Source organism: Streptomyces europaeiscabiei (assembly GCF_036346855.1).
Taxonomy (GTDB): Bacteria; Actinomycetota; Actinomycetes; order Streptomycetales; family Streptomycetaceae; genus Streptomyces; species Streptomyces europaeiscabiei.
The window spans coordinates 13577-39281 of sequence record NZ_CP107842.1 but is presented as its reverse complement, the minus strand read 5'-3'; the positions used below and the strand labels follow the sequence as shown (position 1 = coordinate 39281).

Here is a 25705-nt window from a genome sequence, read left to right as displayed (position 1 = left end):
CCCTGATATCCAGACATTCGGCAGCACGGTTGTCGGATGGACTCCGGATAAGCTCCCCATATTCAGGCTCCATCGGAGCGCGTAAATCCGGTGAACGGGGCGAACCATGTCAGACAGTCACAAGACGGCTGAACCGGTCGTCATCCCGGCGGCACCGGCCCGGCCGGAGGCGTACGACCCCGCGACCCGGGCCGCGCTGGAACACATCGACCGCCAGGCCGTACGCACCGTCGCCGACGGCCGCCCGGTAGCCACCCGCGACGCCTACACCCAGGACTGGGCGAGCTGGAGCAAGTTCTGCGCCGCCTCCGGCGTGCCGGTGCTCGCTGTCACTCCCGGCACGCTGGTGATGTTCGTCGAGTGGCTGTGGACCCAGCCCGGAGGACGCCGGGGGACGTGCACCGCGCCGTCGACGATCGACCGGCGGATCTCCGGCACCGTGGTGACCGCCCGCGCCGAGCACGGCGTGCGGCTGGAGGACGGCGTCGCCCGCCTTGCCCGCAACCGGCTCAAGCAGTTGGTGAAGGAGATGGAGGAAAACGGCGAGACTCGCGGCCGGGGCCAGGCGCCGCCGCTGCTGGTCGAGCATCTGGTGAAGATCAGTGCCGCCTGCCCGGACAACCTCATGGGCGTGCGCGACCGCGCGCTGGTCCTCATGCACTTCGCTGTCGCTGGCCGCGAGCACGAACTGGCCTTCAACCGAGTGAGCGACTACGCCGAGACCCCCGGCGGCATCCAGGCCGACCTGCGCGTGTCCAAGGTCCGCCCCCGTGTCGTCCCGGTCCCCTACGGCTCCCGGCCGTCGATCTGCCCGGTCCGCGCGTGGCAGGCGTGGAAAGAGGCCGCTGATCTCACCGACCCCGGCAGCTACGCCTGGCGGCGCCTGCACAACCGCTGGCACACCGTCATGGACAGCGGGCTGCAGCCCGAATCCATCGGCGACATCGTCACCCGCGCCGGCGAACGCGCCGGGATCGAGATCCGCTTCACCGGCCACTCCCCCCGCCGCGGCCTGGCCACCTCCTCCCGCCTCAAGGGCCACGACCAGATCGTCATCGCCAAGCAGGGCGGCTGGGCCCCCCACTCCAAGGTCCTCGCCGGCTACCTCGAAGTCGTCGACCAGTGGGAGGACAACGCCCTGCTCGGCGTGCTGTAGACGGGGCTGTCACACCGAACGGGTCCTCCCAGGCGGCCGGCTGCTTCGGTCATGGGGCACCGTTCTGACCGGTGGCCGCGTCGAGCGCGTACACCTTGTGGTCGTTGCTGCCGATGTAGACGGTGCCGCCCACCACTGCCGGCGACGACTGGACGGCGTTGCCGGTGGTGTGTGTCCAGCGGGGGGTGCCGGTGGCCGCGTCGAGCGCGTACACCTTGTGGTCGTTGCTGCCGATGTAGACGGTGCCGTCCACCACTGCCGGCGACGACTGGACGGCGTTGCCGGTGGTGTGTGTCCAGCGGGGGGTGCCGGTGGCCGCGTCGAGCGCGTACACCTTGTGGTCGTTGCTGCCGATGTAGACGGTGCCGTCCACCACCGCCGGCGACGAATGGATCCAGCCGCTGGTGGTGTGTGTCCAGCGGGGGGTGCCGGTGGCCGCGTCGAGCGCGTACACCTTGTGGTCGTTGCTGCCGATGTAGACGGTGCCGTCCACCACCGCCGGCGACGAATGGATCCAGCCGCTGGTGGTGTGTGTCCAGCGGGGGGTGCCGGTGGCTGCGTCCAGCGCGTACACCTTCTCGTCGTCGCTGCCGATGTAGACGGTGCCGTCCACCACCGCCGGCGACGGACGGACCGCGCGGCCGGTGGTGTGTGTCCAGCGGGGGGTGCCGGTGGCTGCGTCCAGCGCGTACACCTTGCCGTCGCTGCTGCCGATGTAGACGGTGCCGTCCACCACCGCCGGCGACGAATAGAGCCAGCCGCTGGCGGTGTGTGTCCAGCGGGGGGTGCCGGTGGCCGCGTCGAGCGCGTACACCTTGTGGTCGTTGCTGCCGATGTAGACGGTGCCGTCCACCACCGCCGGCGACGAAGCGGTCCATAGGGCGGTGAGGATATGCGTCCAGGCGCTGTCGCTGGTGGTGTGGGTCCAGCGGGGGGTGCCGGTGGCTGCGTCCAGCGCGTACACCTTGCCGTCGCTGCCGATGTAGACGGTGCCGTCCACGACCGCTGGCGACGAACGGACCCAGTCGCCGGTGGTGTATATCCAGGGCTGGTGGGAGGGCTTCGTCATGGCGAGCCGGGTGGGTGGGGGCCAGAGGCCGCCGGTGGCGGCGCCGACAAGCCGGTGGCTGGGATCTGCCCGCAGGGCCGACGGTGGTCCGGGAGGCGAGGACGCGGGTGGGTGGCTGAGGCGGTCACGGACATCGGTGGCACTGGCGGGCCGGTCGCCCGGTTGCTTGGCAAGGAGTTCGGCCAGCAGTGCGTCGAGGTGGGGCGACAGGTCCGGGCGGTGGCTGGAGGGCGGTGCAGACGGGGTGTGTACATGGGCGTACGCCAGAGCTGCTGGGGTGTCGAGGTCGCCGAACGGGGTGCGGCCGGTCAGCAGCTCGTACAGCACGCAGCCCAGCGCGTACAGGTCCCCGCGGGCGTCGCCGACCTTGCCCATAAGCCGCTCAGGCGGCATGTAGGCGACCGTGCCGATGGCGCGGGTGGCACCGGTCAGGGTGGAGATGTAGCGGGCGATTCCGAAGTCGAGGATCTTCACGCTGCCTGCCGGGGTGAGCATCAGGTTGGCGGGCTTGAGGTCACGGTGCAGGATCCGAGCGGAGTGCGCGGCCTGCAGCGCGTCGGCGACCTGCGCGGTCCACGCCAGGGCGTCCGCGACCGGTGGCAGGCCGTCTTTCAGCACAACTCCCAAGTTCCGGCCGGGAACGTTCTCCATCACCAGGTAGAGCGTGCCGTCGCCGTCCCGCCCGAGATCGTGGACGGTGACGACCCCCGGATGACTCAACGCCCCCGCCGTGCGGGCCTCCCGGAAGAACAGTTCCTCACCCTCGGCCGTTCCCAGATGGGGCTGGAGCAACTTGACCGCCACGCAACGCTCCATCACGCCGTCGCGGGCCGCCCACACCTCCCCCATCCCGCCCCGGCCCAGCAACTGCTGCAGCTCATACCTGCCCGCGATCACCCGCTGCGCCACCGGCTCCCCCACTTCCAAGAACTGCGCGCATTCTCCCGTACAGATCTCCAGTGAAATGGAGAATCCACGGTGCTCGCCATCGTCACGCGCATCGTTCCGGACCTGGCACACATGCGGGAGGTACTGCGTCGAGCACCAGGCACCTGCCTGCTCACATATGCGTGACCCAGATGCGACAAACAGCGCTACGAACAAAGGTGCGTGACGGGACGTCATGGAGCAGACCGAGACGAGTACGGATGTTCGCCGCGTTGTGACCCCCTCGCTGGTGCTGCCGGCGTCGGCCGGACCGGCGGGCACCACCGCGGCGCCGGACACCGCGGCGTTCACCCCCGACGTGCTCGCCAAGCTGCAGGAGCTGGAGGAGCGATCCGCCCAGCACGAGAAGAACCTCCGGCCGCAGAACACCACCGACTCCTACGCCGCCGACTGGAAGCAGTGGGAAGAGTTCTGCGCGCTGCTCGAACTGCCCGTCACCGCCATCACGCCCGGGTCGCTGACCGCGTTCGTCGAGTGGCTGTGGTGGCAGCCCGGTTGGAAGAAGGGCACCTTCACCGCGCCCTCGACCATCGACCGCCGTCTGTCCGGCGTGGTGGTCACCGGCCGCACCGACCACCGCCTGGTCCTCGACAAGACCGTGGCCGCCCGCGCCCGCCGGGTGCTCAAGGCCAAGGTGAAGGAGATGCAGAAGACCAAGGAGACCCGGGGCCGGGGACCGGCGCCCGCGCTGCTCGCCGAGCACCTGCGCGCCACCGTGGTCGCCGCACCCGACAACCGCCTGGGCATCCGCGACCGTTCCATCGGGCTGACCTGCTTCGCCATCGCCGGGCGCGAGCACGAGGTCGCCTTCCTGCGGGTACGTGACTTCGTCGTCACCGAGCACGGCATGGAGGTCGACGTGCGTGTGTCGAAGATCAAGCCGAGGAAGGTGAAGGTGCCGTTCGGCTCCAGGCCGAGCAGCTGCCCGGTGCGCGCGTGGCGGGCCTGGAAGGCGGAGGCCGCGCTGGACGACTCCGACGACTTCGCGTACAAGCCGCTGCACAACCGGTGGCACACCGTCATGGACGGCGGACTCGACCCCGAGACCATCGGCGACGTCATCACCCGGCTGGGCAAGTGGGCCGAGCTGGACTTCCGGCCCACCGGGCACTCCCCGCGCCGAGGACTGGCCACCAGCTCCAAACGCGCCGGCAACGACCGCAAGGTCATCGCCAAGCAGGGCGGATGGGCCGACAACTCCGCCGCCATGGAGGGCTACTTCGAGGACGGCGACGGCTGGGAGGAGAACGCCCTGGTCAGGGTGCTGTAGGACGGCGTGCCGGGCAGGGCCCGGACGGGATCGCCCCGTCCGGGCCCTGCCGTGTGCTGGCCGCCGGTCGCGCGCGGGAGCGGCGGTCAGACGTAGCGGTCGAGCGGCTCCGCGACGTAGGTGCCGTCACCCATCGGGGTGCTGGTCAGCTCGAAACGCTCCGGCCCGCGGCCGACGTCGCGCCGGATGACGGTGCCCGCCCGCCGCGTGGTGACGTGAAGGACCGGGTTGCCGTCCGCGTCCGTGCTGTTGAGCAGGGTGTAGCGGCGCACCCCCTGCCGACGCCGGCGGATCGCCCAGGTCACGACGCCCACGACGACGATGACGGCCAGCCCACCGAGGAACTCGGCGAGCGACGCCTCGAAGAGCGGCGCAACGCTCCCCGGCTCCTCGACACCCAGCTGCGCGGTCAGGGGTGACGAAGCGGTGTACAGGTTCAACGGAGGCCCTTATGTCCGTGGACCTAGTCGACGTGGTTGACCAGGCCCGATCTCTACGGGGAGCCCCACGACGACATTGTGACGAAGCGTCAATCACAGGGCTTTTTTTTTGAGCCCCCGCAGGAACGGCTGTCACTGGACACAGATACCGGCCTGCTTCTCGCGCTTTGCGGGCAAATCTACAACATCCGCAGAGGAGTTGGCGTACACGCGCGTCGGGTGCTCCCGGGGAGGCCGAATCCCGACGCCATGTCGACGACGGTCGCGGCCACCGACTCCCAGACCCGACTCGGCCGTTTCACTTGACGGGCCCTGTGCTCGTGAAGATCCGGCCAGGGGGTGTGTCCCCTGGCCGGATCTTCACGAGCACAGGGCCCACTTGCTAGCCCTACTTCTCGATGACGAAATAGATGGCCCGGTGCTCATCCACCTTCTCCAGCAGGCCACTGTCCGCCAGTCGTCGGTACACCTCTCGGATGTACTTCTCGGAGGGGTGGTAACCAGCGTCTCGCAGGGTCTGCATTCCGCGGCTCGGGTCCCAGGTTCCGCCGAGCGCGCGAACGGACTTCTCCAGGGACTCTCGCTGGGTGGCCTCAGCCTTCTGCACCTTGGCCATGTGGTTGCGGATGCTTTCAGGGGCGCCCTTGTAGTTGCAGTGGTCGCACTTCTTCCAGGCGCCCGCTTCGACAGCTGCGTCCGTGACGGGGTTGTCGGGGCCGTAGCCCTGGCTCTTGAGGAGTTCGGCGACGGAGCCGTTGTGGTGGACGGCGAGGTAGGCGGCTTCGGCGATCTTGTCATGACCGGCGGCGAAGGTGCGTCCGTAGCCGATGGCGGTCTGGCAGCCGCAGTAGCAGCGGTTGGTGGTCGCGGTGTCTGTCATGTCGTCAGGTTAGCCGCCCCGGAAGACCCTAGCAAGTCTTGGAAACCCTTGGATTTCTAGGGTTACAGAAGGTGGGTGGCGCTCCGTGCCCCACGCTGGGCGCTACATGTGTGTTGGCCGGTTGGAAGCAACAACTCGCAATGGGCGAGAGAGCCGGCGGACGCCACCGTGCGGCTACTACGGCGATGGCCCTGCGCGCCGTGGTTGCCGGGGACGTCGAGCAGGCCGCCGCGTACGAACTGGCCGACGCTGTCTCCTTCGCCAGGGCGGAGTTCTCCGACCGGCACGTGTACTTCAGTGAGGCGACGTCCTCTGGTGGCCGCGTCTCCTTCTCTAGGCAGGGTTCTCCGGCCGCACTGTCGACTTCGCCAGGGCAGAGTTTTCCGGTGGAAACGTGGACTTGGGGTCCGAGTAGGGACGGACCAGGAAGGATCGGCACCAGCACTACAGCGGCAAGCAGCGCCAGCGAGGCAGGCACGCCGAACACTGGGCTTGTACGTAACCGTCACCGCTCACATATCCAGGACATAGGGAGCGATCAGGTGCCCCCGTGCTCCAGTGCGCCGGCGACATCGGCGGCGAGGCCGTAGCCGGGACTGTCGTCCAGCAGCTCCTTGCGCTGGTTGGAGCGCTGCGTGGTTCGGGAGCCCCTGTGGTCGGCCCAGCGCTGGACCTTGTCGGGGCGGGCGTCCGGCCTTGCCAGGGCGTGAGTGATGGCGTCGCCCTTGGTGCCGTAGAACCAGAACCGCGCTCGTGTGCAGCGGGTACAGGGAAGACGCTGACAGCAGCGCAGATGATCACGTACGCCAGGATGCCGCCGCATCACGGACCAGGGACGACGGACGACGTCGGTATCGACGGAGTCCCGTCCCCGGTCGGCGCGGGGGTCTGCGCCACCGGGGTGCCGCCGCTGAGGACGAGCAGCAACACGGTCGCCACCGCGGTGCCAGAGCCGATCGCGCCGACGACGTCGCCCTTGCTCGTCGGACCGGTCCGGGTGTGCTTGTAAACGAGGTGGCCCACGACGTACGCCACCACCAGGAGGACGCCGCCGACGGGGTCGATGTGCACGGTCAAAGTCGGTCTCCCGCTCGCGAGCCGGAGTTCGGCCCAGGTGAGGAGTCCGCGGTCGTCGGACTCCAGCCCTTCGGCGGAGAAGTGGGCTGCCTGACAGCAAAGAAGCCCAACTCATTTTCGAGTTGGGCATCAGGTCTGTGCGTACGGTGTCCCGGTGCCCTGCCGAAGGCCCCGACGAAATGCCGGGGGCGTTCGGGCAGGCAGGTGTTCGGACTACTCCCCTACAGGAGATTCACCGTTGCGGGACAGTTCCGGACTCGCACCGGATTCCCCTGCTACTGCTCGCCGTAAGTCTACCCCCGCAGCGGAGTTGGCCACGGAACTCACTCGCCGGGGCGGTCAGGTCTCGCCGTGCTCCAGGGCGCTGGCGACGTCGGTGGCGAGGGCGTAGCCGGGGCTGTCGTCGAGCAGTTCCTTGCGCCGGTTGTAGCGCTGTGTGGTGCGGCTGTCCTTGTGGTCGGCCCAGCGCTGGATCTTGTCCGGGCGTGCGTCCTTCTTGGCCAGGGCGTGGGTGATGGCGTCTACCTTGACCCCGTGCGGCGGGTGGTTGATCTCGCCGAGCCCGGCCCGCTTCGCCAGGGAGCGCAGCAGCCGCCACACGGCTGGTTCGTCGAGCTGGCCGCCGGTCGCCGTCTCGAACAGCCAGCCGCTGCTGCGGCCGTCGAGGTAGTCCTGCAGCGCGTCCCACGCGATGGGCGGGATCGGCTTCTTCTTCTTGCCGCCGCCCTTCACCTTCACCCACAGCACGTGGTGCCCCCTGTCGTAGCCCAGGTGCTCGACCCGCGCGGTGAGCAGGGAGTCGATGCGCAGGCAGCAGGTGTAGAGGATAAGCAGCAGCGCGTACGCCCGCTTGCGGTACGCGGAGATCCGGTGGTGGTCCCGGGCGGTGACGAGCAGCTCGACCCACTGCTGCTCGGTGTATCCCTCAGTCGGGGAGAAGTCCGGGTCGATGACCGGGCGCTGCACGGCGTCGAACGGGTTCTTCAGCGGTTCGTCGCTGACCACGTCCAGGTACGCGAAGAAGCTGGACGCCGACGACAGCGCGTTCGCCCGCGAGGCGTCCGAGTACGGCTTCCCGGTGCGGGTCATGTCGCCGCGCCGGCCGCCCTTGACCCGCACCCAGGTGGGAGTCGTCTCAAGGTACTTGGCGAAGGTGTCGGCCAGCATGAACTTCACTTGCAGCGGGTGCGTGCCGTGGTCCCGGGCGAACTCCTCGAAGACCCGGAAGCCCCGGGCGTACGCGCGCTGAGTGTTCACCGAGCGCTGGTGGGCGACCCACCCGGCCCCGAGCGTCGGCAGCGCGTCGTCCTCGCCGTACACGGAGACGAGGAAGTCGTACAACTTCCGCGCGTGCTCCGGCCACAGGTCGCGCGGGTCACGCCGCAGCGTGGCGAGCGTCGTCCGGGGCGAGCGGGCAACCACCTTCCCCGGCATATCGGGTGATTCGAGGGCAGGTGAAGTCACGCATCCTCCTCTGGCGTGGTTCGGCGGTGGCCCTGACACTCCTTCGGGCCGGTCACTACATCCACGGCGACCGAGAGGTGTTGCGGCGGGGCGGTTCCGGAACGGGGGCCACGTTGCTGGATATCGACCGGCGCCACACGCTGTCGGTATCCCGGGCGCGGCATTCGAGATGGAGCAGGACCGTGGTCTCGGGGTGGTGGTAGTCGAGCGCCACGTGAACCACCCGTGTGCCGTTCCCCTCGGCCATCGGGCCGAGGTCGGTCTCGGCAGCACAGCGGTAGGAGTCGCTGGCGCTGGCGTATTCGCCCCGCAGGCCCTCGACGCCCTCGCCGGACGCGGTGACGAGCACGGAGGCAAGCGGCGGGCCGGATTCCTGTCTGAGCACCAGCACCCCGTAAGGGGTGTTGCCATCGCGAGTGTCGGTGTGCGCCTGGTCGATCACGAACTGCGGACCGGCGGCCTGGTGCCGATCGGCGTCCTCGGCCTCGATCTGGCGTCGCATCAACGCGACCTGTTCCTGGGCGGCGTCCGCCTGGACCTGCGCGGCGTCCGCCTGGATCCGCGCGGAGTCTGCGGACTGTTTGGCGATGTTCGCCTGCCATACGGCGACGCCGGCCGCGCCCGCGCTCACGACCGCCGCCACGATTGCTGTGGTGAGTTCACCGTTCATGTGTCCCGCCCCTCGGCACCGGAGTGGTGAAGAGGAGGGGCGCCGTCGTCGGATCCGGGACGGAGAGGGAGTTGTTGTTCACGCGGCCTCCGTCGAGTCCGTGGCCGCGGCCGAAGCAGTCTGGTCTTCCATGACCTTGCGCGGGTAGTCGGCGACCCGGCCCCCGGCCGTGGGCCGGGCGTCCGCGTCGGTGATGACGACGATGCCGGCAAGGTGGTCGGTGACCCAGGCCGGAGGGGTCCTGCCTTCCATCACGTCACGTACGTAGCCGGGGACCTCGGAGCGCAGGCCGCGCAGCATGTGCGCGAGGTAGGGCACCGAGAAGTGGCCCCTGTCTGCGGGGAGGTCCGGGAAGAGGGCTCCGGCGACCGGGTCGGCGCGCTCCAGGGTCGCGGTGGTGAACTGCCCGATCCTGATCTGCTCGACCGGGCGGAGCAGTTCCTTGGCCGCGCGCCGCGCGCCTCGCTGAGGCTGCCGCAGGAAGCGGGCCAGTTCCTTGGGCAGTTCTCGGGTGAGCGGCACTATCGGCGTGTCCGGGTTGTCGGGGCCGGCGATGTCCTCGACAGGGGCGGCGGCGTGGAAGGCGGCCACGCCCGCGTCCTTCCCGCAGTGGTTAACGGCATTCTCCGCGACCAGGGCGGAGATGGCGGATACCCCGGCCCGGTCGCGCTCCCGGCACGGGACGCCGTCGTGTTTACGGTCGCACTCCAGGGTCGCGCGGTACTCCGCGTCACCGCAGTAAAGGACGTAGGCTGCGGCGGCTTCGTAGCGGTCCGAGGCGGCGATCAGCTTGGAGATCTGCGGCCGGCGCTCCTTGTCGCCCTTGGTCTTGTAGGCGAAGTCGATGGTCCAGCGCCTTCCGCGCCTCTTGAGGATCTTCGCCTGGACCAAAAGGCAGAAGGTGGTCCCGTCGCGGTCCACCCAGCACCACAGCCAGTCGGCACCGTGCTCCTTTTCGTGGTCCGTGTTGAACTCCGCATACCGGATCCGTGGGGACGCGGTGGAGAGGAGGATGTCGGTCGCCGTGGTCTCCTTCCACATGTGGCAGTCGTCCAGCCGGTTCGCCATGTGGATGTCGACGGCGATCCTGGCCCGCCGGAGCGCATCGTGGGGACTGGGCACCTCAGTGGGCCCCGCAACGGAGGGCACGTACCGGCTACCTCCCGGCGGGGCCGTCTCTTTCGGCGGTGTGTCGCTCGATTCACCCGTACGGGCGGGGTCCTGATCCGACGTCAGCATATGCACAGGATAACCGTAATTATCCTGTGGGTTTAGGGAAACGCTCCGTACGTCATCCACTGTCTGACATCGGCACTACGTCAGCCCGAGCATGACGAATCCGTTCCGTCAGCTGCAAGCGACGATTGCAATCGGTCAATTATAGTCTGACACTCATCAAACGTCAGAGTGGAGCTGACAGTCCTGCTCCGTCAGTCCTATGATGACGACATGACCGAGACCAGTCCGCAGGCCGACACGACTCCCGATCCGCCGCACCCGTACACCCCGGCCGCCCTCGCGCGCCTCATGCTCTCCGACGCCTACCGCAACGTCGCCGAGACCGCGCTCGGCCGCATCGGCACCGAAGACGACTCTTCCAGCACCGTCACGCCGGGCGGCTTCGTACGCGAGGCCGCCGAGCTGATCCGTCTCGCCGAGCACGCCCAGCGCCAGGCCGTCATCTACGAGCGCGAGCGCGGCACCAGCTGGGAAGAGATCGGCGAGGCACTGGGCATCACCCGCCAGTCCGCCCACACCAAGTTCACCGACCCCGTCAAGGCATGGCGCGCACCGCTCGACAAGCCCGAGCGGCGACACCCCGACGGAACCCCCGACGACAAGCGCATCCCCTACGGCGCCCGCTACGCCCCGGGCAGCGCCGTCCCGGCCAACGGCAGCGCAGAGAAGACCGCCCGCGATCTGGACCGGTGGTTGCGCCGGCACGACGGCTGGGCCGACCAGGAACACCCGGTCAGCGGCGGCCTGCCCCGGCACTCCACCATCGAGATGGTGCTGCTCGTCGGCGACGCCGCCCACCGTATGCGGATGGACCACCTGGTGCCCGACCCGCAGGCGGAGGCCGACCTGTTGGACCTCCGTGCCGACCTGCAGGAGCGGATGCTCCGCGAGAGTGAGCGCGGGGGTGATCCTCTCCCCAGGGGCTTCCACCAGTCCCTCGTCGGCGACCGGGCCCGCGCCAAGGCCCTGCGCGCCGCCCCCGGCGATGACAGCGCCTGGGAAGAGGCAGCCAACGCTTACCGCACCGCCATGCAGCAGGAGGCCTGAGCAGCAGCGGCGGCTGATGAAGGGCAGCCCCGAGCCCGCGGCCCCGGCACCCGCACCGCCGGTCGTCGGCGCCGTGCTCAGCTATGAGGGCGTTGATCTACCGAGCCGGCCGCCGCTGCTATGGTCGAGACCGCTGAAACGGAACAGCGAGGTGAGCCCCGGACTTCGGCCCGGGGCTTTCTTGAGCGGCTGAGAACCGATTAATCTGGCCTGTTTAAACGTGTTTCCACTGGTAGCAGCCTTGCACAGCCACAGAGGTCAGCGGATAGCGCGCGCCAAGGCGTCCCGGGCCAGGGTGCCGGTCGTGACGATCTGCGCGCGGAGCCGGGCCCGATCCTCCAGCGCGCCCGCTTCCGGACGCGGCGCGAGCATGGCCACCATGACGTCCAGGTCGGTCACCCTGCCGCCGTTGCGCCGCATCGCCTCCCGAAGGATCACCGTCGGCCCGTCGCCCCAGCGCTTATCCCAGGCCTGGAGCTCGGCGACGATCGGCGCACTCGTCCAGTACGCCGCCCGCACCAGGGTCTCGCCCAGAGCCGCGGGCAGTTTGAAGGACAGCCGCGGCCTCTTCTGCTTCTCCTCCCCCTCCTCTTCCTTCTCTTCGAGGGCGAGGAGGGCCCACGGATCGGGCGAGATCCCCCAGCGGCGCCCGGGAGCGCTGGTCTCGCCCGGCGGAGGGTCCGGCCAGGCCGTCAGCATCCTGCGTGAGTGCAGCTCAGCCCGCACCGCCCGGGTCATGACCAGGTCTTTCGTCCCGTACAGCGTGCCGTCCTCGCGCAACCGCTGCTGTTCGACCCGGATCTGACGACGAGCCTCCGAGAGAGCAGTTCCGCGCAGCCACGCAATGCCGGCGTCTTTCCGAGCCGCCGCCAACCACGCCAGTTCAGCCCGCCGGGCCTCTGACACCACGGCGTCCAGAGCCTGCAAATCCTCCTTGTCGTCGACCACGACGACAAACGGCTTCACTCCGCTGACCTGCAACATGCCGAATATTCTAGCCAGATTAAGCGTTGATCAAGGGAGGTTTGGGGCACCCGATGGACCTGTCCGTTCCCAGTGAAGGCGAGCGGTTCCCGCCCTATCTGATCGGCGAAACGATCGGTTCCCGGGGAAACTGATCAGCTCCCCCTCACGCCTGAGTGGTGCGGTTGAGCAATGAGCCGGGCCTGTTCTGCTCGGATGCGAAGAAGCCCTTGATGTAGTCGAAGGTGACGCGTACGGGACGGTCAGCCAGGTGCTGTTCGTACGCCGCGCGCTGGTTCCGGCGTTCTTGGTCCGGCGCCGGCATCTCATCGGCGGGCCGCCACACCACTTCGACCTGCGTCGGGGGGATGCCCTGCGGAGACTGCGGGCCATCAGAGTGGGCAACGATGAACGCGAGTTGATGAGTGGCTTGGTTGCGCGCCCAGCGGGCTCCCTGAACAAGCCTCCGACCGTAGTTGTCAGCGTTACTCGCGTACGTCGGGTCGTTCTTGCGCAGCTGTTCTTCCAATGAGCATGCCCAGAAGAGGCACTCCGTCGCGGAGGCGAGGGCGGCGAAGCCGTCGTCGTGCTCGGTGACCCGCGTCGCGTCCCGCAGGAACCGCTCAACAGCCTGGTAGTAGCCGATCAAGGCCGCACCCATCATCTCTGGGTCTGGCTGGAGGGTATCGGTCACGTCACTTCCCCTTGTCGAGTACGAGGCATAACGGGTCAGGATGCACTCCATGGCTGGAAAAGGCGAGGGATTTCGTCTGCCACAGTGCCGGGTCGGCCTCCGTGTCCCGCGATCACTCCGCTGACCGTGCTCTGGCAACAACTCGGGATGTTCCCTCCTCGCCAACTGGACCTATGGTTCGGCCATGCCGAACTTTTTGAAGCGAAGATGGCTCGCCGGAATGGAGAAGTCTCTCAATGGCTTCCTGGAGCCCGGTGAGAGACTTCAGTACGACTGCCCGAGCCTCGTCGGAGGCCGTCACGATTGGCTCATACTGGGGCAGGGCGAACGGATCACGTCAGCCGTCTCGGACCGAGCTGTGTATCTCTTGTTCAACAACCGCCGCCCCAGTGAGGCGACACGCCTCTCGTTCGATGAGATCCAGAGGGTGGCCCAGACGACCCCCAAAACCATCGTGATCGAGACGTGGGACGATGCGGACTACGTCTTGGCGCCGCAGAGCGCCAGGTTCCAGAAGACCACAGCCGACCTTGCGCGCGAGCTGCTGACGAGGGTGCCGAATCGCGTCGTCGCTGAGCACCGCATCAACCTCCTGCCGGATGGCAGGGGCATGACCGTCTTCCAGATAAGCCCCCCGCGCGGCGAAGACGGATTCCGGTGGTCGCTCTTCCCGGACCTCACGCTGACATCGAGCGAGGCGGAGCCATTTCGCGATGAAATCAGGCAACGCATGGAAGAGATCATGAAGTGGGTGGAAGGTCCGAAGACCTTCTGAACTCGGCTTCTGACTACAGACAGCAACGCGATCAGTTTGCCAGGGAACGGACAGGACCGGCCGTCGTTGGACCAGGGCATGTGGAGTCTCCTCCCCTCGACCGCCGCACCAGGCGTCGAGCAGCTCGCCGCCCAACTGGCAGACCACGCCTGCGCGCTGCACGACGCCGTGGGCCCCGAGCGGTGGAACCGCGCCGCCGCCGAGGACGCGGTGGAGACGATCGAGACCACCGCGCAGGCCCTGGCCAGCACCCACCCCGAGGCCGGCGACATCCTCACACCCATCCTGCAAGCCACCGCAGATCTGCGCCGCCGTCTGCACCTGCCCCCGGCCGACGATGCCCCGGCAGAGGACACCACCGCCCCCTCCCCCACCAGCACACCGCCAGGCGCCCCCAGGGCCTCCCAGAGACGCCGACAGCGCCGGACACTCGGGCTTGGGCCCAGGTGGCAGGGCATCCAGCAGCCCGGCACCCGCAGCTAACCGAACAGCCCACCACCCATCTGACCAGCCAAGATCCGTTCAATCTGCCCAGATAAACCGTTGGCCACGCGGGTATCGGCTCTGCGGCCCGCACGGCGGGGCAAGTTCGCGTGCGCACGCCAATCCACGCGGGTTGATCACCAGCACGGGTGACGGGTAGGGGCGTACCCGCGCCCCCTGCAGGTCGTTGGCCATACCAGCAGTGATCACCGAGGAGGCACGCGATGAGGCCAACGACGATGCGGACGCTCGGCGTTGTGACGATGGTGGTGGGCGCGCTTGCCGCGGCCGCAGTCCCGGCGGGAGCGTTCCCCGACGAGCAGCGGGTGCTGATTCGCTCCGCCCTCGGCGACCGGTGCGTGAGGGTGCAGGCGACGCCCCAGAGCGCCGACGAGCCGCCGTTGCGACTGGCCCTGGCCGAGTGCGACGAGCGCGACACCGCGCAGCGGCTCCGCTACAGCTGGGGGACACTGCGCGTCGACTCGGTACCCGGCATGTGTGTCGCGCCCGCGGAGCGCCAGGCCCTGGCCCTGGCCCCGTGCGAGGAGGACGACCGCAGGCAACTGTGGGTGTCCCAGCCCCTCACCAACGACGCGCCCACCGACCACATCCAGACGGATGAGGACGGCAAGAGCCTGTCGTGGGAGGCCGCGAAGGACGGCACCGTACGCCTGGCCCCGACCAGCGACCGGGCCGCTCAGGAATGGCTCTACACACCACTCCCCTGACCACAAGCCCAGGCCCCGGCAGCGATCTAGCGGCGGCCACGGCGGAGACTGCCGGCACATCCCGAGTGCCGGCACGCTCTTCGACAACGTCAGGGCGGGGGACACTGGTAGGGCGCGGATGAGAATGTCCCGGAGGAGAGTGTCGCGGCTGATGACCACGAACCGTTCGTAGTCAGCACAGGCCACCCCCGGGACAGATCACTCCCGAAGCAGAGAGATCAACACGGCGAACACCGTTATAGCGAGGGCCAGCACCGGAAGCAGCTCCGGCGCCGCCGCGACGGCCAGACCTGCGACAACAGCCCCGAGACAGGCCGTGACGATGACGTGAGAGTGGTCGGGTTTGGGCGTGGGAGACATGCGGGACTCCAAGGCGTCGGGAACCTGTAGGGCTGCCGCCAACCTAGCCGTCCTGAACTGGTGTATTCCGTTGCATTTACTCCAGTCCCACAGACAACACGAGCACCTCTGACCTACGTCGTCGAGGAGAGAAAATCCTATGCAGGATCGGGCAGAGGGCCGGAGTCTGGTGCGCCGTCGGCTGCGGCGAGTTTCCTCGCCAGAGCCGGGCCGAGGAAGTCGGCGGGCGGAGGTACGTCGTCGCGGACGAACGCCCGGATATGACCGATGAACTCCTCCGTAGCGCTCTCGACATACGCCTCAAGGGCGTGGAAGTCCACGCCGTCCTGCCACTCGCTGAGGAAGTCGAGGAGGACGTCAGGGTCGGCCACGGCCGCCTCAGTGTCAACGGACTCGGCGAGCGCCGTGGTGACGGTCGCGACCATCCACCTGGCCTCTTTCTCGCCCACCGAGGCGGGCGTCAGCAGGACGCCGGTATCGGTGTAGTCGACGTACAACCCTCGGAACTTGACGGCGTTGCTCTTGCGGGCGGACTCGATCGCGTCCGCCATCAGCTGATCGAGGCTGGCCGGCATCGCTTCGGCGACCACCCCCAAGATGAGGTGCGCGAACCCTGCCTTCGTCCGGTGGTCGACGAACGCCTTCTCGAACTGGGGACGGAACTGTTCGCGCATCGTGGGAGGCATGGCGAGCATCGTCATGCACATGGCCGCCTTGCCGACCTCCTCAAGAGCCAGGGCGGCGACGGAGAAAGCCGTGGGCCACTGGCGTGTGTCGAGGACAGCCTGAGCACCGGTAAGCAGGGCGCGCGCGTTCGTGAAGGACGCGGCCGCGATGTCGACGACCGTACGCGCCATCACGTCCGGATCGGTGGGGAGTTTCGCCATCCGGCAACTGTCCCAGGCCAGCCCCGTCACAGCACCCCCTTTGTCCGGTGATGATCAGAAGCCACAGCCCGGCCGGAGCCGGCACCCCGGTTGGGTTCTTGCCTCCTTGGTTCCTTGTCACCTTGGCTCTCCGGTTCGGCTGCGGCACGGCCCCTGCGCGCAGCCACGTGGCACCGGTCGACCCTGCCAGGACGGAGCCGCCGAGGAGAGCGCCGACGTCCCTCGACGCCTCCACGGCGGTGCCGTCGAGCGCGTACCGTAGGACGCGCATCACCACCAGGAGGCCGAGCATGAGCGCACTACCGCACGAGCCGGGACCCCGGCCGTACGCCGACCCGCACCGGCTGGAAGCCCACGAAGGGCCCCAGACGCCCGCAGAGCTGCGCGCCGCGCTCGCCGTGATCAGCCCGACCGCGCTGGTGGCGTTCAACGCGGAGTTCGACGCGGCCAAGTTCGGCTCGCCGACTCAGGCCGAGGTCGTCGCGAAGTACCGCCGCACGGTCGCGTTCGCGACCCGCCCCGAGGTGACGGCCGCCATCACGGCCTCCCTCGACAACACCGCCGACGCCCGGCCCGTCGCCGAGCTGTGGGCCCACCTCGACCGGCTGGACGACATCGCGTGACCAACTGGCACGTCGTCGTACCGCCGCGGCTGTACGACGAGTTCGCGCACCTCAGCCCCGCCGGCCGCAAGGCCGTCCACGACATCCTCGTCACGCTCGCCGCAGACCCGCGCGATCCCGCATCGAGCCGCGAGCCCATCGAGGGCGCCGAGCTACGGCAGATCAGCACCAGCCCCACCACCGACACCGGCGACCAGATCGCGGTGCTGTACCGAGTCCACGACCCCGCCGAAGCCGGCGACCCCGGCACCGTCGAACTGATCTTCGTCATCTCGGGACCATGACCACCTATCGCGCCGTCCTCCGATTCCGCGAGGACGGCCCCGCCGTCACCGGCGAGTGGAGCACGGACACAACCCCGCTCCAGGTGTACCGCCAGTGGGTCGGCATCTACGGCAGCGACCTGGCGGTGACCATCCAGGTGACCGAGGAGAACGACGGCCACCGGCACACACTCCGCGCATGGCAACGCGGCGCTGAAACCCAGTGAGGGTGGGTGTTATCTAGTACTCCAGCCGTAGATCGTGATCTTGTCCGTGGGGGTCGGTGCGGACATGGGTACGGCCACCGTTGATCATCGGTGTGTGAAGACAAACGATCATGCGGTGGCCGCAGGTCACAGCGTAGACCCTGCCCGCTGGCAGGAGGCGTTCGAGGGCCTGATGAGCCAGATTGCAGGTCGGTTCGGTCGGGTCGAACCGCGGCGTCGGGTCCGGCAGTTGGTGCTCGGAATGCTCTCGGATCTGCCGCGCAAGAACTGCTGGAGCATTGCCGAGTGGGCCGGGGAATCCACCCCGGACGGCATGCAGCACTTGCTCGGGCGGGCCAAGTGGGACGCCGACCAGGTCCGCGACGACCTGCGCGGCTATGTCCTGGAGCATCTGGCAGACGACCAAGCGGTTCTGGTGGTCGACGAGACCGGGGACGTGAAGAAGGGCACCAGCACGGTCGGCGTCCAGCGCCAATACACGGGCACCGCTGGCCGGATCGAGAACGCGCAGGTCGCTGTCTACATGGTCTACGCAGGTCAGCGCGGGCACGCGGCCGTGGACCGGGAACTCTACATTCCGCGCTCCTGGACCTCGGATCCTGACCGGTGCCGCGCCACGGGACTGAGAGAAGAGACGCGCTTCGCCACCAAGCCGGAGCTCGCGGCCCGCATGGTCACTCGGTTTCTGGACGCCGGCCACCGTGCCACCTGGGTTGCGGGCGACGAGGTCTACGGCGGCGACCCGAAACTGCGAACCGCGCTGGAGGTGCGCGGCATCAGCTACGTGCTCGCGGTGGCGTGCTCACACGGCGTCACCACCGGCGCGAGGAAGTTCCGTGCGGACAGCCTCGCCAAGAAGGTGCCCAAGCGGGCCTGGCAGAAGCTGTCCGCCGGGGCCGGGGCAAAGGGCCACCGCTTCTACGACTGGGCGGTTATTGACCTCACCGATGGCGGACCTGGCAGTCGCCAACTCCTGATCCGCCGCAGCCGCAGTACCGGCGAAGTCGCCTACTACCGCTGCTACTCGCCCGAACCGGTTCCCCTGACCACGCTGGTGCGAGTCGCTGGGTCCAGGTGGCGAGTCGAGGAGTTCTTCCAGGCCGGAAAGGGCCTGACCGCCCTGGACGAGCACCAGGTCCGCCGCTACGCATCCTGGTCCCGCTGGGTCACCCTCGCCATGCTCGCGCATGCCTTCCTGGCCGTCGTCCGCGCGGACGAACACGCCCGCAGCCCCACACCGGACGGCCTCATACAGCTCACCTGCAACGAGATCCAGCGCTTGTTCATTACGCTCGTCGTCCGGCCTGACCCCGACGTCGCCCATCGGCTCAGCTGGTCCGACTGGCGCCGCCGCCATCAGGCCCGATCCCGGACCAGCCACTACCGGCGCCGATCCGTTCCGGCATGAAGGACAGGACCTGTCTCAGGGAGGGGCGGAGACGCGGTGTGTTTGGCAGCGAATGACTGCCGTTCCTAGGCTCGGCAGCTATGACTGTTCTGATCACCGTGTGGGGAGCATCTCCCGGAGTGGGCAAGTCGACGCTCTGTGCCGGCCTGTCCCGATGGCTGGTCGACGCGGGACTGCGGGTGGACCACTTCCGCGAGGAGGAGATCTTGACCAGGCCGCAGTTCGCCGCGGTGGCTGGGGAGTTCAAGGCGACCGGCGCCGTCGACCTGGGGACGTTGATCGCAACAACTGCCGAGTTCGTTGACTCGGTTCTGGCGACCGGCGATGACGTGGTGATCGCGGACGCCCTGATGCCGTTCGTGCCGACGCTGCTGGCCATGGGGCACGGCGAAGAGACGATCGATGCGTTCATGACTGACCTCACAGAGGTGCTCGCGCCTCTCTGCCGGGTCATGGTCTTTCTCGATGGGAACGCCGAAGCCGCATTGTCCCGAGCCGCCAGGAGAGAAGGGGAGCAGTGGCTGGACTGGTATGTCAAAAAGCTCGCCCGCTCCGAGGTAAGCCCTCCAGTGGCTGACGTTGCGTCGGCGGTGAAGTACCTGCTGCGCGAGCGTGCGGTGACGCTCGACACCGTCGGCCGGAAGAACTGGGGACTCGTTGTGATCGAATCAGCCGATGGACTGCCGCCTGATGAGGTGCTGCGGGTCGCGCAGCGGGGCCTGAGGCCGTGGCTGGGCAGGCCCGCCCCACCCGAGTAGGACGGGCCTGGCAATGCGTATCTGCCGCACGCTGCCACGACCGTAACGATCTACGGCTGGAGTACTAGGGTGCGGATTGAGCGTCAGGCATGTTCTGGCAAGTAGCCCGCAGCGCCCGTGCCTTACAGATACTCGTGGGTTGTTCAGGCATGTACGGCGTGTTCGCGACGTACGCGTTTGCCCTCAACCTCGGTTCGTGCGAACCAAGGTTGAGTGACCTTGTTTCGACCGAAACAAGGTCGCAAATCGGGCCTTAGCGGAACAGTCAGTATCGGTGATATTGATCATGAACGACGAGGGTTGATGGCGGGTGGTTACGTCCGCTGCATGCCAGTCGAATCGCCGCTGAACCAGCAGCCTGTGCGGTCACGATCCCCGCGTCCCCCGGGCAGCATGCGGGCGCGGCGCTCCAGGGCAGGGCAGCTCTGCGTCCGATCCGGGGAACTGCGCGCCAATCCCGCTACGGGACGCGGCCGCCAGGGGAAACCAGCGTGACTGGATGAACTAACCCTTGGGGAAACGAATGGGTGTCTTTGACGGTCAGTGGGCGCTGTTTCGGTCGGACAATGTCACGGTCGACCTGCGTCTGGACATTCCCGACCCCAGTGGAGGGTTCACCGGCACCGCGGACGTGCACCCCTTGCCATGGTTGCCCTCCTTCACAGCGTCCGCTCGGGTCGAAATGGGACAGCTGACAGGTCTAGAGCTGGACGGATCCACCCTGACGGGTGGCGGGAACCCGCCCCTGAGTGTCTCCGTGAGCGGGAAAGTCGTGGTCGCCACGTTCAGACTCGCGTTCGAAGGTGAGGAGCAGGAGCCGTTGCACTTCTATCGGGGCGTCTTCCCTGTCACAGACTCGCCCCTGCCGGTGTGGACCGGATGGTACGTCTACGAGCCAAAGCCCCACACGCAGGCAACCTGGTACGCCCAGCGCAGGGACCGCTGAGGGCGACCGACCAGCACAGGGGCAGGTCAGAACTCCTTGAATGCATCCGAGGGCAGGTGCCCGGTCACGGTCTCGGCGATGATGCCGAGTGCGGTGCGCAGCTGCAGATGTTCGGCACTGTCCAGCGGGGTGGACGTGTCGACGAGCGGGCTGTCGCTGGACAGCAGGCAGTATCCGTTATATCGGGTGCCGAAAGAGCGTCAGGCATGTTAGGCAAGTGGCCTCTAGGCGCACTTGCCTAACGGATACCTGCGGGTTGTTCAGGCACGTTGGGCACGTACGGCAAGCGTCGACCTTGGTTCGGCTGAACCAAGGTCGCAACCCACACAGAAGCCTCTGGGACGTGGTCGAGGACGTGGCGGCCATCGTCCAGGCGCATATAGCGCCCGGCCGGGAATGTGAACCCACCCGGCCGAGCGGTGACGCTGGCTTGTCACGAGGGCGCGCGCGGGCGCTTCCTGGTCACCCATGTGGCCCTGGACAACTCGTCCGCCTTGCTGATCGCCAAACGTTTCACCTCAGCTAGGGGCGGATACATGGTGTCCTTGGTGATTGGGTCCTTTTCGCTTCTGAGTAGATCGCTTAGGGGGCGCTTCCAACGCGCGGGAATGCGGACCGTCCAGGCCGTAGCGGACCATGCTTTCCCTGGTGCGTTGCGTTGCGGAAACCGGATACTGAGAGTCGTGATCTCGGCCAGGTCATCTGCTGCCAATACATGGCCACGAAACTGCATCTGCCGCCGGGAGTAGCTGGCGATGAGGCCGCCTACGAGAAAACATCCCTGCTGGGCGCGCATTCGAGGGTCGAGGTCCTGTGGATCAATGACTGCCACTCGGCCCGTCCAGCTCGATTTGGCGTACTGCTCGCCGCGTGCAGCGTCTGCCCATTCCAACTGGTGTTGGTCGGTAAGGTCGATGGTGTCTGTCTCACCGCCGTCGCTTGGGTGGAGCTGGATCACAAACAGTCGGCCGTCCAGATCATGGTCCTGATCCACGGCGAAGAACAGGGCTTCCAGCGGGGACTTCGACACGTCGATGAGCCGGGTCGGGATACCATGATGCTGCAAGAGGCCCAAGAGTTGTCCGTCCGTCATCAGCCGTCCAAGCCCTTGTCCTCTCATGACTTTCAGTATGTGTTCCTCTACTTTGGCCATCCTGTATTCGGTGACTCTTGACACTGAGGCACTAAGGACTCGGAAGAGGCTAGAGGAGAGACCGTGATCAGCATTGGACTGCCCCCTGTAGAAGATATTCTCAGCCGACGAGTGAGGCAGCACGGGGCAGCCCGCCGAGTGACTACTTTCTGCTCCTTCCCTGAGCCATTCCCACAGGCTTTCTTGCGTGTCATTCAGTCCAATCTGCGAGTTGATCTCACGTTCCGCAAAGAATTCTCCAGCCAACGAACCGGTAGAGCCCGGGCGCACCATGGCGCGCGTGCCGCCGCCTCTATTACGGCCAGCCGTCTGGTACGAGTTAGCGGACATGCATGAATAATAGGTGAGCGAGGCTGACGCACAGCGCAATGAGAGACGCCTCAGCGTCGTCAGGATTACAGAAGGGCCGCCAACCTCCAGGGGACGGCACGCCGACGCCCTGCGGCAGTCCCGCAAGGAAGTGGTTCGGCCGAACCACTTCGCAGACGCGTCGCCGCACTCCGAACGGGCAACCCGAAAACGTTTCGGCCGAAACGCCTTCCTGGGTCATGACAAAGCTCCACTTGCCTCACTTGCCTGACACCGGATCACGCGTTCTGACCCACGTGAAGTGCCTTCACCCCCTAGATAACTGATGCCGAAAGGGCGTATCCCCGCATTCGGACATCTGGTTGTACACACGCGGAGACCTCCAGCCCTGCCAATGAGGACTGGAGGTCTCCGCACGAGGTGGGACGACGCCCGCGAGCCGAACGTAGCCTCTCTGGAAGCGCCAATGATCGTTCAACTCTCGGCGCCCGGTCGGCTGGCCATCTGGTGTGCTGGATACACGAGACGCAGATCAGTTGCGGTCACTCCGTAGCCGGTACAGATATATCAGGAGGGTGAAGGCCATACCTGCAACGGACGAGAGTGCCACGCTCAGGGACATGAAGATGGAGCGGTCGAGAACCAAGTAGGCCACGCTCACGACAGCAGCGAGCAAGAGCACGATCGTGGCGGCGAGCATGGCGTATAGCGCGGTCAGCGATCTGACCTCCGCCCCACGCTTCACCTCTTGCCTCTCCCGGCTTGGCGGTGCGTCTTCAATAGACGCTTCGGCGACGCTTGGTGCGATGAGCTTCGATTGGGTTCGCGCACCGAAGACCGCGATCGGCACTGCGTAGATCATCCCCGCGATGAACCGGACGAACAGAAGCCGGGCGAGCCACCCCTTCTTGGCGGGGGCGAGGATGAGCTGCCCCGAGTTTCGTAGAGTCCGGTGATCTTGCTTCAGGCGGACTGCGGGGTGGCTTCCCGTTGCCGCCACCACTCGCGTTCGTACTCGGCGGGCGGTACGTAGTCGAGGGCGGAGTGGAGCCGTTCCTCGTTGTACCAGGTGACCCACTGGAAGATCGCCCGCTCGACCTGGTCGACGTCCCGCCACGGTCCTTGCATCTCGATCAGCTCGGCCTTGAAGGTGCCGTTCAGCGCCTCGGCCATCGCGTTGTCGTAGCTGTCCGCGACCGAGCCGACCGAGGCTGAAGCCCCGATCTCGGACAGCCTCTCCGTATACCGAATTGACACGTATTGCGACCCACGGTCGCTGTGATGAATGAGGCCGGAGTCCTTCTTGATCCGGCGTCTCCACAACGCCATCTCCAGTGCGTCCAAAGGCAGTTCGGTCCGCATGTGGTTCGCGACCTGCCAGCCGACAATCATCCGCGAGTACACGTCCAGGACGAACGCCACGTACGCCCAGCCGGACCAGGTGCGCACATACGTCATGTCCGCCACCCACAGCTGATCCGGCCGCGAGGCCGTGAAGTCGCGGTCGACCAGGTCCGGCGGCCTGGGTGCCGACGGCTCCGGCACCGTGGTGCGGCGACGCTGCCCGCGGATCACGCCCTCCAGGCCCAGCTCACGCATCAGCCGCTCGACGGTGCAGCGTGCCACGAGAACGCCCTTGCGCCTGAGCGCGCGGGTGATCCGGCGGACACCATAGGTGCCGCCGGACTCGGCATGGACCTGTTCGATCAGCGGCATCAGCTGGTCGTCGCGCAGTCGGCGGGCCGACTTCGGCCGCTTCTTGCGCGCGTAGTACGCCGACTCCGACAGCCCCAGCACCCGGCAGGCGAACCCGACCCCGAGACCCTTGTCCTTGAGGTGCTCGATCACCTGGTCGGCCTCGTCCGGGGACGGTCGAGTTCGGCCGCAAAAAACGCGCTCGCGGCTTTGAGGATCTCATTCGCCCGCCTCAACTCCGCTACTTCTTTGCGGAGTTGCTTCAGTTCCTCGTGCTCGGCGGTGGTCAGCCGGTCGTCGCGCTCGCCGGCGTCCGCCTCGGCCTGGCGGACCCAGCCTCGCAGAGCTTCCTTGTGGATGCCCAGGTCTTTGGCGACGTGCGCGATCGGCCGGCCCGTGGTGCGGACCTCGCGGACGGCCCGCTCGCGGAGCTCGTCCGGGTATTTGCGTGGTGCTGGCACTGCTCGTGGTTCTCCTTCGGGCCAGGATCATAAGCCTGGCTTCAGGGACTCCACGAATCCGGGGTCAGCTCAAGGATGTACCACAGCTCGCTCTCCCAGCGGGCGTAGAGCTCATCCCGCAGCTCCTTCGGCACGCCGAGGCGCGCGAACCTCAGGACCAGAAACGGGATCCGCAAGGTGACCGCTCGCGTCAGCGCCGTGACCATCTCGTAGATGAAGGCGCCGACGACCGCAGCGATGAGAACAACGATCCAGCCGTCAAGATCGTGACCGATCCAAACAAAGCCGTTCTTACCGGTCTCGGTCGCCTTGGCGGAGAGACTGAGGAGGGTGTTCACGTACGTCAGAGCCCCTTCGGCTGAATGTGGGTCCAGCCGAGCCGCGAGCCCAACCGCTCAACGGCAGCCCAGGCGTACTCCGCGAGCGGCTTCGGGACGAGCCAACCGGGGGACGAGGCCGGCGGGCGCACTGCCGCACTCAACTCCACCAGCGCATGGTGCGCTTCGAGCGCACCCTTGGGGGTGATGGTGAAGTTGCGGCGCGCGGGCCTCCCCTCCTTGCGCGGGTCGATGTCCTCGGGCTCCTCGACGAGCCACTCAGCGTTCTGCATCCGGGTCAGCGCCGGATAGAGCGAGCCACTGCCAACTCGCGCAGCCTTCATCAGCTCGGTGGCGTAGAACGTGCGATCCGGATCCTCCAAGAACGTCTGAAGGATCCTCACCATCGCAGGTGTGAGGTCACTCTGATTCATAGTCACCACCGTACACCCCTCATTTCGTCGTTGCATTAGCCGAGTTCTGGCTAGTGCAACCCTTGCATGTGGGTGGCGTTTGAAGGGGTGGGGTGTAGGCCTGCATGGCGAAGCGCCGGGACCCGCGCAAGCGGTCGAAGAGCCGGCGTTCGCCGCCGCGGTGATGTCCGTCGTCCCTTCCGTGGCGCCTACCGCACTGGCCGTGCGGGCCGTACGGAGCGGCAGTCAGTGCGACGGCCGGTTGGCGATGTACTTGGTGCGGTCACAAGCCACCCGGTTGATCCCTTTGAACCGCACGCACAGCGTGGTGCCCGTGCTGGTGTTCATCGACGACCAGGTGAAGGACACCGTTTTGCCGACGCGCACCGCCTTTTGCGGGTCGGAGAACTGCCGACCCTTCATGAACAGCCGCACCGTCCGCGCCTTCACATGCTTGGGCGGGTTCACCCAAATCGCGGTGACCGAGTTCCACGAATTGCGGCCCTCCAGCCGGATGCAGACCTGCGGGCCGCTCCAGTGGTGCGTGCACGAGCTGGAGTCGGCTGCCGCCGGCGAAGCCGTCGACACCACCCCCGCGAACGCCAGCACCAGAGCCATCACCAACCGCCGCCGCTGTCTCATGCCCGGCAACCCCCGCAGGCACCCCGCGCGTCACGGCCAGACCCCGAAGATCACCCGGCCGTGGCGCCCGTGCCGGTTGCCCGTGGGGCGGCTACTCGCCGGGGTTTACATGGCGGACCGCATGCCGTGCGGCGGGCATCGTCGTTGTGCTCGACCTCAGAGGCTGGCGGGGAGGGAGGGGAGCCGGGCGGGGCCACGGAGCACCGGCCGCCGGGACCGTCCGGGGCCCGGACCGTACTGCCACCGTCACGGACGCGCCCGCGTGAGCAGACCACCCCACCGGCCATGGCTGGCGGGGAGCACCAGCTGCCGCGATGTGGCTGAGACCGTCCGCGCTTGA

General features: G+C 67.4%; 29 protein-coding genes and 1 riboswitch. Of the genes, 12 read left to right on the top strand and 17 right to left on the bottom strand.

The window, feature by feature from the left end:
- The first annotated feature begins 106 nt into the window (after positions 1 to 106).
- A complete protein-coding gene (locus OG858_RS47050; RefSeq protein WP_330346688.1) occupies positions 107 to 1156 on the top strand; it encodes a site-specific integrase in 1050 nt (349 codons plus the stop codon).
- Positions 1157 to 1205: 49 nt separating this feature from the next.
- On the opposite strand, the gene OG858_RS47045 is transcribed toward OG858_RS47050, so the two are convergent.
- Complete coding sequence (locus tag OG858_RS47045; protein WP_330346687.1) at positions 1206 to 3134, bottom strand: serine/threonine-protein kinase; 1929 nt, start codon at positions 3132 to 3134, stop codon at positions 1206 to 1208.
- 214 nt (positions 3135 to 3348) lie between these two features.
- Between OG858_RS47045 and OG858_RS47040 the strand changes: the two genes are divergently transcribed.
- A complete protein-coding gene (locus tag OG858_RS47040; RefSeq protein WP_330346686.1) occupies positions 3349 to 4443 on the top strand; it encodes a site-specific integrase in 1095 nt (364 codons plus the stop codon).
- An 86-nt stretch (positions 4444 to 4529) separates the two neighbouring features.
- On the opposite strand, the gene OG858_RS47035 is transcribed toward OG858_RS47040, so the two are convergent.
- The 7 genes from OG858_RS47035 to OG858_RS47005 all read right to left on the bottom strand — a co-directional run bounded on the left by OG858_RS47035 (position 4530) and on the right by OG858_RS47005 (position 10096).
- A complete protein-coding gene (locus tag OG858_RS47035; RefSeq protein WP_330346685.1) occupies positions 4530 to 4883 on the bottom strand; it encodes a hypothetical protein in 354 nt (117 codons plus the stop codon).
- A gap of 388 nt (positions 4884 to 5271) precedes the next feature.
- Complete coding sequence (locus OG858_RS47030; protein WP_330346684.1) at positions 5272 to 5763, bottom strand: hypothetical protein; 492 nt, start codon at positions 5761 to 5763, stop codon at positions 5272 to 5274.
- A 538-nt stretch (positions 5764 to 6301) separates the two neighbouring features.
- Positions 6302 to 6586: a hypothetical protein gene (locus OG858_RS47025; protein WP_330346683.1), complete on the bottom strand. Its 285-nt coding sequence runs from the start codon at positions 6584 to 6586 to the stop codon at positions 6302 to 6304.
- A complete protein-coding gene (locus tag OG858_RS47020) occupies positions 6586 to 6840 on the bottom strand; it encodes a hypothetical protein (protein ID WP_330346682.1) in 255 nt (84 codons plus the stop codon). The genes OG858_RS47025 and OG858_RS47020 overlap by 1 nt, the downstream gene beginning before the upstream one ends.
- A gap of 182 nt (positions 6841 to 7022) precedes the next feature.
- A riboswitch (cobalamin riboswitch) is annotated at positions 7023 to 7152 on the bottom strand.
- A gap of 27 nt (positions 7153 to 7179) precedes the next feature.
- On the bottom strand, positions 7180 to 8304 hold the full coding sequence (locus OG858_RS47015; RefSeq protein ID WP_330346681.1) for a tyrosine-type recombinase/integrase: 1125 nt from the start codon (positions 8302 to 8304) through the stop codon (positions 7180 to 7182).
- Positions 8305 to 8359: 55 nt separating this feature from the next.
- Positions 8360 to 8974 carry a hypothetical protein gene (locus tag OG858_RS47010; RefSeq protein WP_330346680.1) on the bottom strand — a complete coding sequence of 205 codons (615 nt, stop codon included), beginning with the start codon at positions 8972 to 8974 and terminating at the stop codon, positions 8360 to 8362.
- Positions 8975 to 9052: 78 nt separating this feature from the next.
- Positions 9053 to 10096 (bottom strand): hypothetical protein, encoded by a 1044-nt coding sequence (locus tag OG858_RS47005; RefSeq protein WP_330346679.1) that lies wholly within the window; start codon positions 10094 to 10096, stop codon positions 9053 to 9055.
- Between the two features lie 327 nt (positions 10097 to 10423).
- Between OG858_RS47005 and OG858_RS47000 the strand changes: the two genes are divergently transcribed.
- Positions 10424 to 11260, top strand: coding sequence for a hypothetical protein (locus OG858_RS47000; protein WP_330346678.1), 837 nt, complete (start codon positions 10424 to 10426; stop codon positions 11258 to 11260).
- Positions 11261 to 11518: 258 nt separating this feature from the next.
- Here OG858_RS47000 and OG858_RS46995 read toward each other — a convergent pair whose 3' ends face one another.
- Complete coding sequence (locus OG858_RS46995) at positions 11519 to 12244, bottom strand: hypothetical protein (RefSeq protein WP_330346677.1); 726 nt, start codon at positions 12242 to 12244, stop codon at positions 11519 to 11521.
- A gap of 145 nt (positions 12245 to 12389) precedes the next feature.
- Positions 12390 to 12917, bottom strand: a complete 528-nt coding sequence (locus OG858_RS46990) for a hypothetical protein (RefSeq protein WP_330346676.1) — start codon at positions 12915 to 12917, stop codon at positions 12390 to 12392.
- 184 nt (positions 12918 to 13101) lie between these two features.
- Between OG858_RS46990 and OG858_RS46985 the strand changes: the two genes are divergently transcribed.
- From OG858_RS46985 to OG858_RS46975, 3 genes are all read left to right on the top strand, one after another.
- The gene (locus OG858_RS46985) at positions 13102 to 13692 is read left to right on the top strand and encodes a hypothetical protein (RefSeq protein WP_330346675.1); all 591 of its coding nucleotides are present in this window, start codon (positions 13102 to 13104) and stop codon (positions 13690 to 13692) included.
- A 78-nt stretch (positions 13693 to 13770) separates the two neighbouring features.
- Positions 13771 to 14175, top strand: a complete 405-nt coding sequence (locus tag OG858_RS46980) for a hypothetical protein (RefSeq protein WP_330346674.1) — start codon at positions 13771 to 13773, stop codon at positions 14173 to 14175.
- A 224-nt stretch (positions 14176 to 14399) separates the two neighbouring features.
- A complete protein-coding gene (locus OG858_RS46975; RefSeq protein ID WP_330346673.1) occupies positions 14400 to 14903 on the top strand; it encodes a ricin-type beta-trefoil lectin domain protein in 504 nt (167 codons plus the stop codon).
- A 497-nt stretch (positions 14904 to 15400) separates the two neighbouring features.
- On the opposite strand, the gene OG858_RS46970 is transcribed toward OG858_RS46975, so the two are convergent.
- Positions 15401 to 16150 carry an AbiV family abortive infection protein gene (locus tag OG858_RS46970; RefSeq protein ID WP_330346672.1) on the bottom strand — a complete coding sequence of 250 codons (750 nt, stop codon included), beginning with the start codon at positions 16148 to 16150 and terminating at the stop codon, positions 15401 to 15403.
- A 290-nt stretch (positions 16151 to 16440) separates the two neighbouring features.
- Between OG858_RS46970 and OG858_RS46965 the strand changes: the two genes are divergently transcribed.
- The 6 genes from OG858_RS46965 (at position 16441) to OG858_RS46940 (ending at position 20375) form a co-directional block, all read left to right on the top strand.
- Positions 16441 to 16773 carry a hypothetical protein gene (locus tag OG858_RS46965; RefSeq protein WP_330346671.1) on the top strand — a complete coding sequence of 111 codons (333 nt, stop codon included), beginning with the start codon at positions 16441 to 16443 and terminating at the stop codon, positions 16771 to 16773.
- The gene (locus OG858_RS46960) at positions 16770 to 17057 is read left to right on the top strand and encodes a hypothetical protein (RefSeq protein WP_330346670.1); all 288 of its coding nucleotides are present in this window, start codon (positions 16770 to 16772) and stop codon (positions 17055 to 17057) included. The genes OG858_RS46965 and OG858_RS46960 overlap by 4 nt, the downstream gene beginning before the upstream one ends.
- A complete protein-coding gene (locus OG858_RS46955) occupies positions 17054 to 17263 on the top strand; it encodes a hypothetical protein (protein ID WP_330346669.1) in 210 nt (69 codons plus the stop codon). The genes OG858_RS46960 and OG858_RS46955 overlap by 4 nt, the downstream gene beginning before the upstream one ends.
- A 172-nt stretch (positions 17264 to 17435) precedes the next feature.
- Positions 17436 to 18671, top strand: coding sequence for an IS701 family transposase (locus OG858_RS46950; protein WP_330346706.1), 1236 nt, complete (start codon positions 17436 to 17438; stop codon positions 18669 to 18671).
- A gap of 80 nt (positions 18672 to 18751) precedes the next feature.
- Positions 18752 to 19429 (top strand): hypothetical protein, encoded by a 678-nt coding sequence (locus OG858_RS46945; RefSeq protein WP_330346668.1) that lies wholly within the window; start codon positions 18752 to 18754, stop codon positions 19427 to 19429.
- A 523-nt stretch (positions 19430 to 19952) separates the two neighbouring features.
- Positions 19953 to 20375 carry a hypothetical protein gene (locus tag OG858_RS46940; RefSeq protein ID WP_330346667.1) on the top strand — a complete coding sequence of 141 codons (423 nt, stop codon included), beginning with the start codon at positions 19953 to 19955 and terminating at the stop codon, positions 20373 to 20375.
- Positions 20376 to 20808: 433 nt separating this feature from the next.
- On the opposite strand, the gene OG858_RS46935 is transcribed toward OG858_RS46940, so the two are convergent.
- The 6 genes from OG858_RS46935 to OG858_RS46910 all read right to left on the bottom strand — a co-directional run bounded on the left by OG858_RS46935 (position 20809) and on the right by OG858_RS46910 (position 25341).
- Complete coding sequence (locus tag OG858_RS46935) at positions 20809 to 21801, bottom strand: FRG domain-containing protein (RefSeq protein ID WP_330346705.1); 993 nt, start codon at positions 21799 to 21801, stop codon at positions 20809 to 20811.
- 568 nt (positions 21802 to 22369) lie between these two features.
- Complete coding sequence (locus OG858_RS46930; protein ID WP_330346666.1) at positions 22370 to 22699, bottom strand: hypothetical protein; 330 nt, start codon at positions 22697 to 22699, stop codon at positions 22370 to 22372.
- A 101-nt stretch (positions 22700 to 22800) separates the two neighbouring features.
- Positions 22801 to 23993, bottom strand: a protein-coding gene (locus OG858_RS46925; protein ID WP_408059457.1) for an IS3 family transposase whose coding sequence is annotated in 2 segments (ribosomal slippage) — positions 22801 to 23699 and positions 23699 to 23993 — 1194 coding nt in all. Because the reading frame shifts where the segments join, the coding sequence is not laid out codon by codon here.
- A gap of 41 nt (positions 23994 to 24034) precedes the next feature.
- Positions 24035 to 24331, bottom strand: a complete 297-nt coding sequence (locus tag OG858_RS46920; protein ID WP_330346665.1) for a hypothetical protein — start codon at positions 24329 to 24331, stop codon at positions 24035 to 24037.
- Between the two features lie 5 nt (positions 24332 to 24336).
- On the bottom strand, positions 24337 to 24744 hold the full coding sequence (locus OG858_RS46915; RefSeq protein ID WP_330346664.1) for a PadR family transcriptional regulator: 408 nt from the start codon (positions 24742 to 24744) through the stop codon (positions 24337 to 24339).
- Positions 24745 to 24969: 225 nt separating this feature from the next.
- A complete protein-coding gene (locus OG858_RS46910) occupies positions 24970 to 25341 on the bottom strand; it encodes a hypothetical protein (protein ID WP_330346663.1) in 372 nt (123 codons plus the stop codon).
- Between the last annotated feature and the right edge of the window lie 364 nt (positions 25342 to 25705).

Excerpts from the sequence above, each read along its gene's own strand:
- OG858_RS47050 (WP_330346688.1), top strand. The coding sequence starts at position 107 with ATGTCAGACAGTCACAAGACGGCTGAACCGGTCGTCATCCCGGCGGCA.
- OG858_RS47040 (WP_330346686.1), top strand. The coding sequence starts at position 3,349 with ATGGAGCAGACCGAGACGAGTACGGATGTTCGCCGCGTTGTGACCCCC.
- OG858_RS47030 (WP_330346684.1), bottom strand. The coding sequence starts at position 5,763 with ATGACAGACACCGCGACCACCAACCGCTGCTACTGCGGCTGCCAGACC.
- OG858_RS47025 (WP_330346683.1), bottom strand. The coding sequence starts at position 6,586 with ATGCGGCGGCATCCTGGCGTACGTGATCATCTGCGCTGCTGTCAGCGT.
- OG858_RS47010 (WP_330346680.1), bottom strand. The coding sequence starts at position 8,974 with ATGAACGGTGAACTCACCACAGCAATCGTGGCGGCGGTCGTGAGCGCG.
- OG858_RS47000 (WP_330346678.1), top strand. The coding sequence starts at position 10,424 with ATGACCGAGACCAGTCCGCAGGCCGACACGACTCCCGATCCGCCGCAC.
- OG858_RS46995 (WP_330346677.1), bottom strand. The coding sequence starts at position 12,244 with ATGTTGCAGGTCAGCGGAGTGAAGCCGTTTGTCGTCGTGGTCGACGAC.
- OG858_RS46985 (WP_330346675.1), top strand. The coding sequence starts at position 13,102 with ATGCCGAACTTTTTGAAGCGAAGATGGCTCGCCGGAATGGAGAAGTCT.
- OG858_RS46980 (WP_330346674.1), top strand. The coding sequence starts at position 13,771 with ATGTGGAGTCTCCTCCCCTCGACCGCCGCACCAGGCGTCGAGCAGCTC.
- OG858_RS46975 (WP_330346673.1), top strand. The coding sequence starts at position 14,400 with ATGAGGCCAACGACGATGCGGACGCTCGGCGTTGTGACGATGGTGGTG.
- OG858_RS46970 (WP_330346672.1), bottom strand. The coding sequence starts at position 16,150 with ATGGCGAAACTCCCCACCGATCCGGACGTGATGGCGCGTACGGTCGTC.
- OG858_RS46965 (WP_330346671.1), top strand. The coding sequence starts at position 16,441 with ATGAGCGCACTACCGCACGAGCCGGGACCCCGGCCGTACGCCGACCCG.
- OG858_RS46955 (WP_330346669.1), top strand. The coding sequence starts at position 17,054 with ATGACCACCTATCGCGCCGTCCTCCGATTCCGCGAGGACGGCCCCGCC.
- OG858_RS46950 (WP_330346706.1), top strand. The coding sequence starts at position 17,436 with ATGAGCCAGATTGCAGGTCGGTTCGGTCGGGTCGAACCGCGGCGTCGG.
- OG858_RS46945 (WP_330346668.1), top strand. The coding sequence starts at position 18,752 with ATGACTGTTCTGATCACCGTGTGGGGAGCATCTCCCGGAGTGGGCAAG.
- OG858_RS46940 (WP_330346667.1), top strand. The coding sequence starts at position 19,953 with ATGGGTGTCTTTGACGGTCAGTGGGCGCTGTTTCGGTCGGACAATGTC.
- OG858_RS46935 (WP_330346705.1), bottom strand. The coding sequence starts at position 21,801 with ATGGTGCGCCCGGGCTCTACCGGTTCGTTGGCTGGAGAATTCTTTGCG.
- OG858_RS46930 (WP_330346666.1), bottom strand. The coding sequence starts at position 22,699 with ATGATCTACGCAGTGCCGATCGCGGTCTTCGGTGCGCGAACCCAATCG.
- OG858_RS46915 (WP_330346664.1), bottom strand. The coding sequence starts at position 24,744 with ATGAATCAGAGTGACCTCACACCTGCGATGGTGAGGATCCTTCAGACG.
- OG858_RS46910 (WP_330346663.1), bottom strand. The coding sequence starts at position 25,341 with ATGGCTCTGGTGCTGGCGTTCGCGGGGGTGGTGTCGACGGCTTCGCCG.